Below are 12,859 nucleotides of genomic sequence, written 5' to 3'. Positions count from 1 at the left end.
GTAGGCAATTTTTAATGGATTTTTGCGCGTGACTGTGAAGGTACTGAACAGTTACAAATATCCAAAAAAACAGGAGGAATCAACATGGCTGAAAAGCAGCGCATTCTCATCGTAGATGACGACTACAACATTGCTGAACTAATCTCACTTTACCTGACGAAAGAATGTTTTGAAACGAAAATTGTCGGAGACGGGGAAGAAGCTCTCCGGGTATTTCCCGAATTTCAGCCCAACCTGATTCTCCTGGATCTGATGCTTCCGGGCATCGACGGCTATCAGGTCTGCCGGGAACTGCGAAGCACCTCCCAGGTGCCAATCATCATGCTCTCCGCCAAGGGCGAAATCTTTGATAAAGTGCTGGGACTGGAGCTGGGCGCTGACGACTACATGATCAAACCGTTCGATTCGAAAGAGCTGGTTGCCAGAGTCAAAGCCGTTCTGCGGCGCTACCAGCCGCCAGTGCAGACGCCTGCATCGTCCGTGACCGAACAGCATGGTAATTTTGTCGAATATCCGGATCTCATCGTCAACCTGACGAACTACTCCGTCATTTACAACGGACACTCGATCGAGCTGCCGCCGAAGGAACTGGAACTGCTCTATTTCCTCGCGTCCTCACCAAACCAGGTATTCACAAGGGAGCAGCTTCTCGACCATATCTGGGGATATGAATACATCGGCGACACGCGGACGGTAGATGTCCATATCAAGCGGCTCCGTGAAAAAATCAAGGGCAACGACAAGTGGGCGCTGACGACCGTCTGGGGGATTGGATATAAATTTGAGGTAAAACGGTAACTGTTAGTAAAGGAACTGAACTGTTACGTGAAGAGGTAACCGGAGGTTTACCATGAAATCAAACCACTACACACATTCTCTTTATTATAAACTGCTGATCGGCTATCTCATCTTCGGTCTGCTTGGATTCATCACGATCGCGACCATCTCATCTGAGATGACCTACCACCATCTGGTGGAACGCGAATCGGAGGTTCTGTATGACGAGGCGACAATGATTGCCGATCGGTGCAGCAAAGCCTACGAGGGCAAAACCATCAATCTCGACTCGGCATACCCACAGATCGAGGCGGTTTCCGCCTATCTGCAGTCGGATATCTGGATCCTGAACCATGAGGGCACCATCGTTGCGGACAGCAGCGACAGCCGTACCGGCATCACAATCGACGATTTCGACCCGACCGCACAGGGCAACCGACTCTATTCCATCGGACAGTATTACAACCTGTTTGACAGCAAGGTACTCTCCGTTTCCGCCCCGATCACAGGCAATATGAAGACCTACGGCTACATCGTGATTCATATGCCAATCCAGAACATTGAGGCGGAACAGAACGGATTTCTGAATATTATTTACATAACATCGATCATCCTGTTCTTCCTATCCCTGGTGGTGCTTCTTGTTTTTACAAAAGTGGTCTATTTCCCGCTCAAAAAGATTACGGTCGCAGCCAATGAATATGCAGCCGGAAACCTGGCACACAATATCCAGATTACCACTCACGACGAGATCGGCTATCTCGCCAGCACATTAAACTATATGTCCAGCGAGTTAAATGAAATGGAACAGTACCAGCACAATTTCATCGCGAACGTATCGCACGATTTCCGCTCGCCGCTGACCTCCATCAAGGGCTATCTCGAGGCGATTCTCGACGGCACAATCCCGCAGGAACTCTATCATAAATACCTGCACATCGTCATTTCCGAAACCGAACGCCTCAACAAGCTGACCCAAGGCATGCTGACACTCAACTCCCTGGACAGCAAAGGCTACTTAACCCGGACAAATTTCGATATCAACCGGACGATCAAGGATACCGCCGCAACCTTCGAGGGCACGTGCAGCGCAAAAGGCATCACGTTTGACCTGACCTTTGCGGATAGCATCCAGATGGTCTACGCCGATCTCGGAAAAATCCAGCAGGTTCTCTACAACCTGATCGACAACGCGATCAAATTCAGCCACGAGGATTCGATCATTTACATCCAGACCTCCATCCGGTATGAAAAAATCTTCATTTCCGTCAAAGACACCGGCATCGGCATCCCGAAGGACAGCCAGAAGAAAATCTTTGAACGTTTCTACAAGACCGACTTATCGCGCGGAAAAGATAAAAAGGGAACCGGACTGGGGCTTGCGATTGTCAAAGAGATTATTCAGGCACATGGGGAAAATATCGACGTTGTCAGTACCGAGGGCGTGGGGACGGAATTTATTTTTAGTCTGCCGAAGGCGACGGCGCTATAGCAAATTGAAACTGTCCAATCCCTTCGCAATTACAGCAAATCTTCCATCTGGCATCCCAGTGACCGTGCAAGCGCACGCACGGTTTCTGCGGATGCTTTTTGAATCTTCTTTTTTCCCTGTTCATACTGCTGAATACTCCGCAGCGTAACCCCCGATTGCTCTGAAAGATCCTTTTGGGTATATCCCGCCATCTTCCGGATCCGCCGCAACGCGTTTTTTCCCTGCTCTTTTCTTCGAATGATTCTGTCTGCCGCCTCAACAAATTTATCCTCCGGAGCTTCATGAAGTGCCGGATACATTTCCACAACCTCCCGGACCGGAAGCCCTGCTTCAATTTCCTTAAATTTCTTCTCACTGTACCACTGATAATACGCCAGTATCCAGCCACTCCAATACTCTCTGGAACAGGTAAATTCTACCTGCGGTTCCGGCAGTTCGTCCTTTTTTCCCGCTTTTCGAAGCACTTCCTCCGCAAGCTCCGTTCCAGAAAAGCCGCTCACTACTCTTGGTACACCTTCCCCAAATTTTTCTGCATACCCGGTTGTAAGAAACAATTTCCAAAAATCTTCCAGATCCATCCCACAGGCATTGACCGCATAATCTGTCATTTCCCCCAGATTTCTCATCGCATCATCCAGATATTCAATCCCATAAGCGCTCATCCTCAGCCGACACCTCCCCTCGAATCAAATCCCGCATATAAATACCGTCGATATCATCCTCTTCCACCTTTTTCCGGTATGCATTTCTAGCTTGCTCATCCCTGGCTCTTCGTTTTACATAATATTCCACTGAATCTACTCCTTCATAAGAAAGAAAGTGTATCGCCTGAAATGCCTTCTGACTCTTTAATACATACTGCTCTCCCAATTTTCCCAGCCGCATCGCATACGAAAGCTGCTCTAACGATATTTCATTATTTACAAACGCCCTTGCAAATGAAAAATACGAATCATCCGCCCGGTACCCAATCACCACATCATATCCGTCCACATCCGGGAGGAAATGTTCCAGCAACCACTCTCTTCCCCGTTTCATGACCGCCGAAGAAAGGCGGATTTTCCGGTATTTCATCAAAATCGCCAGCCAATGAAGAACGCTGTAGTGCTTCTCCATCAAATTTAAAATCAAAAGACCGGTTTCATCCATTTCATACTGATTCACATAGCCGTCCTCCCGCTCGGCGCACGACCACTCCTTCGCCAGCTCCAGACTCTCCGTACAATAAAAGCCCTGTCCGTAGTCATTATAGACCTTTCCCTGACCATACATAGGAGTAGAAATAATTTCCAAGGAACCGTGATATAAAATTTTTCTCATTCTGAGGCAACCTCCTTATCTATTATGGAAGCAAGTAGAAACATGGGGTATATAAAAAATAGATTCGTTTTAATGAAAATAACTCTATATAGATATTTTTATTAATATTATATCTCTATAGAGTTATTTAATCAATTTTTATTTCAGATCTTAAAAAGATATGCCACGTTACAGTACGCACCTTACACAAACTGTAACTGTCCTTTCACGATGTTTCGAATTACACCTACCGCGCCTCTTCCCCCGGAAAATGCGCGTCGGACCGCTTCAGAATCTCCCGGGCAGTCTTTGTCTTACCCAGACCGCCAAAGGTACAACGCAATTCCAGCGGCAGTGACAGACCGATCTCATAGATTGCACCGATCGTCTCATCCAGCGGGATCACCTTGTTATAACCTGCCAGTATCATATTGGCGCTGGCGAGCGCGTTGCTTCCGCCCATGATATTTTTGCCGAGGCACGGCCATTCAACACGGTTTCCAACCGGATCGCAGGCAAGTCCTGTGATGTTCTGGAGTCCTACGGACGCCGCATCCATACAATTTTCGATGGTTCCGCCCATCATCGCCGTGAGTGCCGCCGCTGCCATACCGGAACCGGCACCGCACTCTACCTGGCATCCTGCTACTTCCGCCGAAAACGTCGCTTCCTCTGCAAAAAAGACACCGACCAGACCCGCAACCAGAAGTCCCTGTACTACCTTTTCTCTCGGAAGTGACAGCGCCCGCGCCAGTCCGATGACCGTTCCCGGCAGGCATCCGCAGGAGCCACAGGTCGGTGCCGCTACGATCACGCCCATGGAGCTCTTGCTTTCCATCACCGCCGTGATACAGCGGATGATCTCATTGACAATCAGATCCGGAATCAAGCGTCCTGCCTGCTCGGCTGCTGCCACCTTGCTGACCTGCTCGCCCAGAATACGGTCCTGATATTTCGTCCCGGCTAATCCCGTCTCAACCGCCTGTTCCATGACCGACAAGATCTGTTCCATCTGACGGTATACGGCTTCTCTCGACTGACCGCCCCGACAAGCTTCATATTCCAATGCATACTCCCAGGACTTCATTGGATGCTCTTTCGCATAATCAACCAGGGCGGCTGCCGTTGAAAATGGAACCTGACAGGTTCTGCTGGAATGCGTCGGAAGCACCGGTTCAAGATAGCACGCCTGTCTGACACCCGCCACATCACGGATGGCTTGGATCACATTTTTGTCAGCGGAACAGCTAATTTCCAATTATATAAGATCTGATCATCCTTCTGACCGCTCTGGAAAAATTCAACATCCGGCAAAAGCGCTTCTATCTTTTCCTCAATTCCCGGTGCCACATCCGCAATTACCAGAAGCTCATAGAAATCTCCGGCTATCTGCACCGAAAATCCTTCATATTTCTGCATCTCGACCATACCGCCGCCGACTGCGATCGCCTCCCAATGCACGACATTTCCATTCCGATCCCAGACCTCTGCCCGGTAATTGCCCGGATGCTCTGCCCCATAATCAAGGATCCGGTATTCGATCTCCAATCCCCGTTCTTTCGCAATCGCCTCATACTGTGCGACATCCGGCGCATCCAGCTCCATATTCAAAAGCCCGCTGGCAAATCCCATATCCGTTCCGTGTCCCGTGTGCGATGCCGCCAGCGCACCATTGACATCAAAATCAACAATCGCTTTTTTCACCGGTGCATCCAGAGATTGCCGGATCATGGAGGCGATCCGCGCCGCCCCTGCCACATGGGAACTGGAAGGTCCGCGCATCACCGGACCGAGTACATCATTGAAGATACTGCAGGGCAGTTTTTCCATGGTTTCTCCTCCTTTTTATATCAATCATTCCATGTTTTTTATTCATCATTTTTGATTCGTGTTTTTGTAAAGGAAAAGGGAACGTCCAACTTCAACGTCCCCTCTCGTTTCTATCGTCCCATTAAAATAAATGGAATTCTGGATACTACCGGAACATTCGTAATAATCGCTAATGCTGCCAGCATCGCTACCAGGAATGGTACTGCATTTCGAACCGTATCTCCAAATTTACATCTTGCAATATTGGTCGCCGTGTATAAGCAGACACCTACCGGCGGAGTTGCCAGACCGATGGTCAGGTTCAGGCAGACAATCATACCAGTCTGAATCGGATCAACGCCCAGGCTTGCCATCGCCGGTGCCAGAATCGGCGCTACCAGCATGATTGCCGGAGCACTATCCATAAACATACCAACAACCAGAAGAACCAGATTGACCAGTAACAGTTTCACTGCTAAAGAAGTATGAAGACCAACCAGCATATTCGTTACAGAAACTGCCCATCTCTCATTGGAGATAACCCATCCAAACAGATAGCAGCCGCCGACAATCAGCATAACCGTACCACTGTCGATCGCGCTGTCGATAATCGATTTCCAGAGCTCTTTCCAGCCAACGGTCCGGTATACAAATGCCGACAGAATCAGGGAATAGAGAACCGCTGCCGCCGCTGCCTCGGTCGGAGTAAAGAAACCACCCATGATACCGCCAACAACGATGATCGGAAGTCCGATACATGGAAGTGCCTGTCTGGTTGCTTCCCATTTTTCCTTCCAGCTTGTCTTAGGACCTGCTGAAAAATCACGTTTCACTGCAAATACATAGACAACCAGCATCATAATAAGACCCATCAGGATACCCGGTACTACTCCGGCGATAAACATATCGCCAACGGATACCTTCGCTGCCGCACCGTAAATAACGAATGCCAGACTCGGTGGGATAATCGGGCAGCAGCAGGATGCACACGCGGTCAGACCTGCTGTAAACGCCGGATCATACTTTTCATCCTTCATTGCCGGAATCATCAGGCATCCAACTGCCGCCGTACCAGCTACCGCCGAGCCTGAAACTGTACCAAACATCATACATACCAGGATGTCTACCATCGCCAGACCACCCTTGATATGTCCAACGAATGCCTGTGCGAAACGAACCAGACGCATGGTAATACCGCCGTGATTCATAATATTTCCTGCCAGAGCGAAGAATGGAAGACAAAGCATGGTAAAACTATTAATACCATAGATAATTCGCTGCGGAACCAACGCCAGGTTGGCATCACCGGTACTTAAAAGCGCATAGGAGACCGTCGCTACGATCAATACAAAAGCAATCGGAACGCCTAATGCAAGAAACAAGAAAAAGCTTCCAAATAAAATTATACTGCTGAACATATTGACCTCCTACTCTTCATCCCCCGGAAGAGGAATCTTTTTCGCTTCCCCGTAACATATATTTTCAAGAAGCTGCACAAATGTATAATAAATCATAATGAGACCGCTGACTGGAAGGGCTGCATAAAAGAGCGCCAGCGAAACCTTGATCGTCGTTCCCAGATGTGGAATCTGTGCAACTGTATAGTTCCAACCTGAAATTGTAAATAAAACAAGTGCAAATAATAAAATCACATCCGCCAGAACCAGCATAAACTGACGTGTTTTTCCATGGCACAAGTTAATTACCATGTCAACACCGATATGAAGCAGATGACGGCTTGCTACGGCACTGCCAAGCATCGTGGTCCAAACGAAGATATAACAGGAGAACTCCGTTGCCCATGGCATCGTAGCTCCAAACCATCGCAAAATAAACTGACCGATTACCGCGATACATAAAGCAATTGACGTAACCCCTAATGCAACTCTGGCAACCGTATTGAGCACGTCGCCAATCTTGTGAAGTTTTTCAATCAATCCTGCCATTTTTCTCCCCTCTTTGTAAATGTACTCCCGAAAACAGGCTCCGGGAGTACATGATAGTTCAAAAATTATTGTACTTTATTTCGCTGCGCGAACCATCTCAACCAGACCTTCCCAGGTCGGATGTGCCGCGTACATTTTATCATATACCGGAGCAACTTTTTCTTTCCATGCATCAATATCAGTCGGACGTGTTACGGTATAACCTTTTTCTTCATACTCAGCAATCTTTGCCTCGTCATTTTCCAGGAACCAAGCTCTCTGCTCTTCGCCTGCTTTTATAGCTGACTCTTTCACGAGTTTCTGGTCTTCTTCGCTTAAACCCTCATACCATTTTGAAGAAGCAACAATGATACCGCTGGAATAGTAATGATGAATATCGCAGATATTATTAACAACCTCAATATAACCATCTGCTACTGCATATAATGCACTATTGTCTGTTCCATCTACAACACCATTCTGAAGTCCTGTGAACTGCTCGCCAGATGCCAATGCAACCGGTGTAGCACCAAGTGCTTCGTAGGTTGCCACGCAAACTTCATTCTGCATGGTTCTCATACGAACGCCCTTCATATCATCTACGGTATTAATTGTCTTATCTTTAGTCAGGATATTTCTCCAGCCATCCTCATGGAAACCAAGTCCTGTAATTCCATCAACCGCGCTTAACTGCTCCAGAAGGGAATTGCCAAATTCTCCCTCCAGCGCTTTATTGACATTATCCTCATCCTCAAACAGGAATGGAAGCTCAAAAATGCCTAAATCTGGTACAAATCCGCCCAGTGCACCGGTTCCTACCCAGCCGATTTCCAGGTTATTATTCTGAACCATCTCGACACACTCAACCTCATCAGTTGTCATATCGCCTGCATAAACCTCTACTTTAATCCGTCCGTCGCTGCCCTCCTCGACCAGCTTTTTAAAAGCATTCGCACCGTAATCATACGGAGAACCGGTTCCACATACATGTGCTACACGGATCGTCATCTCCGCTCCGGAAGTATCTACGCTGGAACCACTATCTGCTGCTTCGGTTCCGGCTGCAGATGCGGATGAAGAAGAATTTCCGCCTGAACACCCCGCCATTGCCATCGCTCCGATTACCAATGCCATCGTACCGCAAAGCCATCTCTTTTTCATAAAGTATCCTCCTTTATACTGTTTTTATGTGAACTCCCGAGGTACTTCTTTCCCTCAGAAGTACCTCCCTGTACCTTTAAACTTTTATTTTGTGTCTATCGATTTAGCCTAATAAGAAACCTTCCGGGAATGGATCGTCCGGATCGAATAACCATGTACTCTCTCCCATCACAAACGCCCGTCCGCTGATCTCCGGTACTACTGCCGGAATTCCTGCCACCTCTGTCTCTTCAACGATATGGCAGTGGAATAAACTTCCAATCAGGCTCTCATGCACAAACGACTGTCCGACTGCCAGCTTTCCTTCCGCATGAAGAAGTGCCATCTTCGCTGATGTACCGGTTCCGCAAGGGCTTCGGTCAATCGCTGCCGGGGGAATGACAACTGCATTTTTTACATCCGAAACCCCTTCTGTACCCGGTTCGAAAAATTCCACATGCGTTACCTGGTTCATGATTTCCAGATACGGATGCTTGACTGTTACCTGCTCATTGATAAACTTTTTAAGATAATTTCCTTTTTCGACAATCTCTTTTGCATTTTCTTTATCCAGCTTTAAGCCCATTGCCGATGCCGGTACTAACGCAAATACGTTTCCGCCGTATGCAATGTCTAATGGAATCTCACCATATCCAGGAACCTGTACCTTTACATCCCGGTTCATCACAAATGCCGGGGCATTTTTAAAGGATACCCGCACCGCCTTGCCATCTTTCACCTCAATTTTCACTTTTACCAGTCCAGATGGTGTATCTAAGGTCGCATATGTATACGGTTCCTCCGCTTTTAAGAGTCCGCTTTCAATCAGTGCCGTTGAAACTCCGATCGTATCATGTCCGCACATCGGCATCCAGTTTCCAACCTCGTAATATAAAACACCGAAATCTGCCTCCGGATTGCACGGCTTGGTAACAATCGTTCCGGACATTACGTCATTTCCACGCGGTTCAAAACAAATTGCTTTTCTCAGCCAGTCCTGTTCCTGCATCATATAGAGCATCTTTTCTTCCATCGTATTCCCCGGAATTTCCGGAAATCCCGATAAAATGGTTCGGGTTGGCTCTCCCTCTGTATGTGTCTCGATACAGGTTACTGCCTTTCTCCCCTTAATCTCCTGCAAACAAAATTCATTCTTTTTTTCCATAGGCTCCTCCGTATTAAAAATTTCGTCCGTTCTCTTTCAGTTTTCTGAAATCTCGTTGTCAAAATCATATCATGATGAAAACTTTCAAAAAACATCATTTTTAATACAAAGTTTTTTGTGTTTTGGTTATTATGATGCATGACGTCAGTTAACGGTAGGTACTTTCGGTTCTATCATAGTATACTTTTGGATACTTTTTCTATTTTCAAAGTTTTTCCACTTGCAATAATCATAACAACATTTTATTATGCTTTATATATTATCAGTCTATTAAAAATAGTTTAAAACAATAGTTGGACTATAGTCTAGTATTGATTCCATTTTGTTTTCACTAATTGAATACTCACGGGAAAGGAGGCATCTTCATGAGTGCTGAAAATCTTTTTACAACATCACGAATTGAAAACGTCAATCAGATCATTGCTGAACTTTACGACGATTCAATTCTTCTTGAAAAACGGATGGAGAGTTTTTTCCTGAACCTGAACAATATTGTTTTTTTTGAAAAAGCAAATTTTTTGTTTTACCAAAAGCAGGGACAGAATTACAAAACCCATTCCATCTACACCATCAACTGGAATGATGAACAGAAACGGCGATATCAGGAAGAATACTGCCATATGGACGATGTTCTGTCGATTCTGGACTCCGACAGCAATGTAACTTTCCTGACCAACCAGCTGTTCAATCAGGAGGTTCGAAAAAATTCTCTTTATTTTCAGGAATTTCTACTTCCCATGGGGCTGCATGATTCCATTGAAACGAATTTTTCGATTCGGAACCGGGATCTGCGGGGAGTGTTTTCCATCCACCGATCCAACGATAAAAAAAATTTCCTGCCAGATGAATTAAGCCTTGTCCGGTTATTCCAGCCGCATTTCTGCAACGTATTTAAAAATTACGGGCGGGAGCTCAACATCGGACGGGCATTTCATGTACTGGAAAATTACAACTGCATCGGAATCGGCTGTTTTGACGATAAACTGAATTTTATCGGGTGCAACACAACCTACCATACATACATGGAGAATCATGGATTTGCAGATTTATCCAACAACCCCATTTCCAACTGTTTTCGCTCTCTTTGCCGTCAGCTGCTCCGTTCCGGAAGCATTACGGGACAAAATATCGAATACAAGATGGAAAACAGCCCTTTGTTTCTGGAGGTAAGCCGCTCTCATCTTAAGGAGGGACCAGACAACGACTGCTTTGTATGTCTGTTCTTCGATTTATCCTATGTGATGGATCGTACTCTTTCCCAGATCAGCCGGGATTTTTCCCTGACGAACCGAGAAGTAAATGTTTTAAGCCTTTTACTGCGTGGATATTCCAACGATCAGATATCTTCCACCCTCTTCGTCAGCATCCCTACTGTCAAAAAGCATCTGGCTTCCATTTATTCCAAAATGGAAATCAAGAGCCAGAAGCAAATTCTGGAACGCATTCATTTCTACGACAAATAATTTTCGCATTAATCTTGTTTAACCACGAAAAAAAGGGAGTCCGCTCATCCTGCAGACTCCCTTTTTCGTGCCCCTTTTTACTCTGGCTTTTCTCCCTGCTCTTCCTTGGTTTCTCTTTTTTCGTTCTTGATCTCCCAATGAATCAAAAATGTAAGCATTGCCCGAAGGACAATGATGGCTCCCAAAATTCCAAGTTCCGACCACTCCCGTACCACAACTGTCCTGAGCACCTCGCCGCCCATCTTGAATTCCAACGCCAGCGCAATTCCCTGTGCCAGATTCAGGCGGATCAGCTGACGCTTGTTTCGTATCCACTGAACAAAGCAGGATACCGCTGTCGAAACCAGCACAATGATTCCAAACAATTCCAGCATGACTGTGCATATCTGTACCAAATTCTCTAACAACCAGTCTAATACTTTAATTACTTCTCCCATTACCCCTTCCTTTCCAGGTATTCTTCCCTTCTCGCTTGTACTAATTTTATCCATTTCCTGTAGCTCAGTAAATGCGTAAACCTACTGAACCGCTACAATTTTCTTTACTATACACGCCCCATTTCAAATATGCAACTCAATTTTTATTCTGTTTTCATCTTGACAATGAAACGTGAAACTGCTACAATCCGGCTATGCAAACCGCATTTGATTTGTGATAAATCTATTTTTAGTATATATGTTTTATTTCATTCATAAATATTCAGGAGGTTTTGATATGTTATTTCTCAGCGAACAAGAAATGTGGCAGTCCGTCACCTTAGAGGATGTCATGGACGCGATTGAAGATGCGTATGCGATTCACAAAAGTGGTAATTACAAGATGCCGGATCGTTTTATCGCACAGCGTGATAAAAATATGATGCTCTATATGCCGTGTTTTCTGGATTCCGTCATCGGTACAAAGATGTTATCTGAATTTCCGGACAATCCCTCTCTGGGAATTCCGTATCTGAACGGACTTATGATTTTAAATAACGCAAAGACCGGTCTGCCGAAGGCGATTATGAACGGAAGTGCCCTGACCGCAATGCGGACCGGTGCGGTCGGCGGTGTCGCACTGCGCTATCTGGCTCCAGAGGATGCTGCCTCAGTTGGTCTGGTTGGCTGCGGTATGCAGGGACTACACCAACTTCTCTATGCCTGCGAGGTGCGCCCGATCACAGATATTTATCTGTATGACGCATACGCTAAGGATCTTTCCGGCTTTATCGAGCGCTTATCGGCGCGTCTGGCATCGTTTGGAAAAAACGCCATCCAGATTCATACCTGCGCGGATACCCGTGAACTGGCTGAGCACAGCCGCGTCCTGATCTCCGCCACCCAGGCGATCGATCCGGTCTACCCGGATGATGAAGAGCTGCTTCGCGGTAAATGCTTTGTTGCCATCGGCTCCTGGCGTCCGGAACGGCGCGAACTGCCGGATGCGGTGTGGAAACTCGTCAAGAACGCGTACACCGAGCTTCCGTATGCCTGCGAGGAGAGCGGCGATCTGAAAATTCCGCTGGAAAAGGGCGTTCTGACACAGGAGCGCGTCCACTTTATCGAGGATCTGATCGAAGATACCAAGCAGGGACATCCGCATGAGCAGAATGAAACCCGCTGCTTTAAATCCGTCGGCATGGGACTTTTTGATGTGCGGACAGCACAGCTTATCTATGAAAAAGCGTTGGAAAAAGGAATTGGACAAAAACTTAATTTCTAGGAAAAATGGTTGAAATAAAAAAGGCTGTATCACCCACCGCGCGCTTCCATGCGGCAGGTAATACAGCCTTTTTCTTATTGTTATTTGT

The 12,859-nt window shown here is 46.6% G+C and carries 13 protein-coding genes; 4 read left to right on the top strand and 9 right to left on the bottom strand.

Going from position 1 to position 12,859, the window contains the following annotated elements:
• Nucleotides 1–84 precede the first annotated feature (84 nt).
• Nucleotides 85–798: a response regulator transcription factor gene (locus PUQ60_RS06260; protein WP_022358804.1), complete on the top strand. Its 714-nt coding sequence runs from the start codon at nt 85–87 to the stop codon at nt 796–798.
• Between the two features lie 52 nt (nt 799–850).
• On the top strand, nt 851–2,269 hold the full coding sequence (locus PUQ60_RS06255) for a HAMP domain-containing sensor histidine kinase (protein WP_273379689.1): 1,419 nt from the start codon (nt 851–853) through the stop codon (nt 2,267–2,269).
• Between the two features lie 29 nt (nt 2,270–2,298).
• Here PUQ60_RS06255 and PUQ60_RS06250 read toward each other — a convergent pair whose 3' ends face one another.
• The 8 genes from PUQ60_RS06250 to PUQ60_RS06215 form a co-directional block, all read right to left on the bottom strand.
• Nucleotides 2,299–2,931: a helix-turn-helix domain-containing protein gene (locus PUQ60_RS06250; protein ID WP_022358806.1), complete on the bottom strand. Its 633-nt coding sequence runs from the start codon at nt 2,929–2,931 to the stop codon at nt 2,299–2,301.
• A complete protein-coding gene (locus PUQ60_RS06245) occupies nt 2,912–3,589 on the bottom strand; it encodes a DUF3990 domain-containing protein (RefSeq protein WP_107001858.1) in 678 nt (225 codons plus the stop codon). Before PUQ60_RS06245 ends, PUQ60_RS06250 begins: the two co-directional genes overlap by 20 nt.
• Before the next feature lie 226 nt (nt 3,590–3,815).
• Nucleotides 3,816–4,796, bottom strand: coding sequence for an L-serine ammonia-lyase, iron-sulfur-dependent, subunit alpha (locus PUQ60_RS06240; RefSeq protein WP_273379693.1), 981 nt, complete (start codon nt 4,794–4,796; stop codon nt 3,816–3,818).
• Entirely contained in the window at nt 4,793–5,398 is a 606-nt protein-coding gene (locus tag PUQ60_RS06235) for a serine dehydratase beta chain (protein ID WP_273379695.1), read from the bottom strand. Before PUQ60_RS06235 ends, PUQ60_RS06240 begins: the two co-directional genes overlap by 4 nt.
• Nucleotides 5,399–5,508: 110 nt before the next feature.
• Nucleotides 5,509–6,795, bottom strand: a complete 1,287-nt coding sequence (locus PUQ60_RS06230) for a TRAP transporter large permease (RefSeq protein WP_273379697.1) — start codon at nt 6,793–6,795, stop codon at nt 5,509–5,511.
• Nucleotides 6,796–6,804: 9 nt separating this feature from the next.
• Nucleotides 6,805–7,323, bottom strand: coding sequence for a TRAP transporter small permease (locus tag PUQ60_RS06225; protein WP_273379699.1), 519 nt, complete (start codon nt 7,321–7,323; stop codon nt 6,805–6,807).
• Nucleotides 7,324–7,398: 75 nt separating this feature from the next.
• Nucleotides 7,399–8,463: a TRAP transporter substrate-binding protein gene (locus PUQ60_RS06220; protein WP_118653036.1), complete on the bottom strand. Its 1,065-nt coding sequence runs from the start codon at nt 8,461–8,463 to the stop codon at nt 7,399–7,401.
• 103 nt (nt 8,464–8,566) lie between these two features.
• On the bottom strand, nt 8,567–9,607 hold the full coding sequence (locus PUQ60_RS06215) for a proline racemase family protein (RefSeq protein ID WP_273379701.1): 1,041 nt from the start codon (nt 9,605–9,607) through the stop codon (nt 8,567–8,569).
• Between the two features lie 365 nt (nt 9,608–9,972).
• On the opposite strand from PUQ60_RS06215, the gene PUQ60_RS06210 reads away from it, so the two are divergent.
• Nucleotides 9,973–11,070: a helix-turn-helix transcriptional regulator gene (locus PUQ60_RS06210; protein WP_022358813.1), complete on the top strand. Its 1,098-nt coding sequence runs from the start codon at nt 9,973–9,975 to the stop codon at nt 11,068–11,070.
• Nucleotides 11,071–11,147: 77 nt separating this feature from the next.
• On the opposite strand, the gene PUQ60_RS06205 is transcribed toward PUQ60_RS06210, so the two are convergent.
• Nucleotides 11,148–11,507 carry a DUF1622 domain-containing protein gene (locus tag PUQ60_RS06205; RefSeq protein WP_022358814.1) on the bottom strand — a complete coding sequence of 120 codons (360 nt, stop codon included), beginning with the start codon at nt 11,505–11,507 and terminating at the stop codon, nt 11,148–11,150.
• Nucleotides 11,508–11,784: 277 nt separating this feature from the next.
• Between PUQ60_RS06205 and PUQ60_RS06200 the strand changes: the two genes are divergently transcribed.
• Nucleotides 11,785–12,771 carry an ornithine cyclodeaminase family protein gene (locus PUQ60_RS06200; RefSeq protein WP_273379704.1) on the top strand — a complete coding sequence of 329 codons (987 nt, stop codon included), beginning with the start codon at nt 11,785–11,787 and terminating at the stop codon, nt 12,769–12,771.
• Nucleotides 12,772–12,859 lie beyond the last annotated feature (88 nt).

This window comes from Clostridium sp. AF02-29 (assembly GCF_934835585.1).
Lineage (GTDB): Bacteria > Bacillota > Clostridia > Lachnospirales > Lachnospiraceae > Otoolea > Otoolea fessa.
Note: the sequence above shows the minus strand (reverse complement) of the source record. Positions and strands in the feature narration are given on the sequence as shown.

Coding starts and splice junctions, on each gene's coding strand:
- PUQ60_RS06255 (WP_273379689.1), top strand. CDS start 851: ATGAAATCAAACCACTACACACATTCTCTTTATTATAAACTGCTGATC.
- PUQ60_RS06230 (WP_273379697.1), bottom strand. CDS start 6,795: ATGTTCAGCAGTATAATTTTATTTGGAAGCTTTTTCTTGTTTCTTGCA.
- PUQ60_RS06250 (WP_022358806.1), bottom strand. CDS start 2,931: ATGAGCGCTTATGGGATTGAATATCTGGATGATGCGATGAGAAATCTG.
- PUQ60_RS06210 (WP_022358813.1), top strand. CDS start 9,973: ATGAGTGCTGAAAATCTTTTTACAACATCACGAATTGAAAACGTCAAT.
- PUQ60_RS06245 (WP_107001858.1), bottom strand. CDS start 3,589: ATGAGAAAAATTTTATATCACGGTTCCTTGGAAATTATTTCTACTCCT.
- PUQ60_RS06215 (WP_273379701.1), bottom strand. CDS start 9,607: ATGGAAAAAAAGAATGAATTTTGTTTGCAGGAGATTAAGGGGAGAAAG.
- PUQ60_RS06200 (WP_273379704.1), top strand. CDS start 11,785: ATGTTATTTCTCAGCGAACAAGAAATGTGGCAGTCCGTCACCTTAGAG.
- PUQ60_RS06205 (WP_022358814.1), bottom strand. CDS start 11,507: ATGGGAGAAGTAATTAAAGTATTAGACTGGTTGTTAGAGAATTTGGTA.
- PUQ60_RS06260 (WP_022358804.1), top strand. CDS start 85: ATGGCTGAAAAGCAGCGCATTCTCATCGTAGATGACGACTACAACATT.
- PUQ60_RS06220 (WP_118653036.1), bottom strand. CDS start 8,463: ATGAAAAAGAGATGGCTTTGCGGTACGATGGCATTGGTAATCGGAGCG.
- PUQ60_RS06235 (WP_273379695.1), bottom strand. CDS start 5,398: ATGGAAAAACTGCCCTGCAGTATCTTCAATGATGTACTCGGTCCGGTG.
- PUQ60_RS06225 (WP_273379699.1), bottom strand. CDS start 7,323: ATGGCAGGATTGATTGAAAAACTTCACAAGATTGGCGACGTGCTCAAT.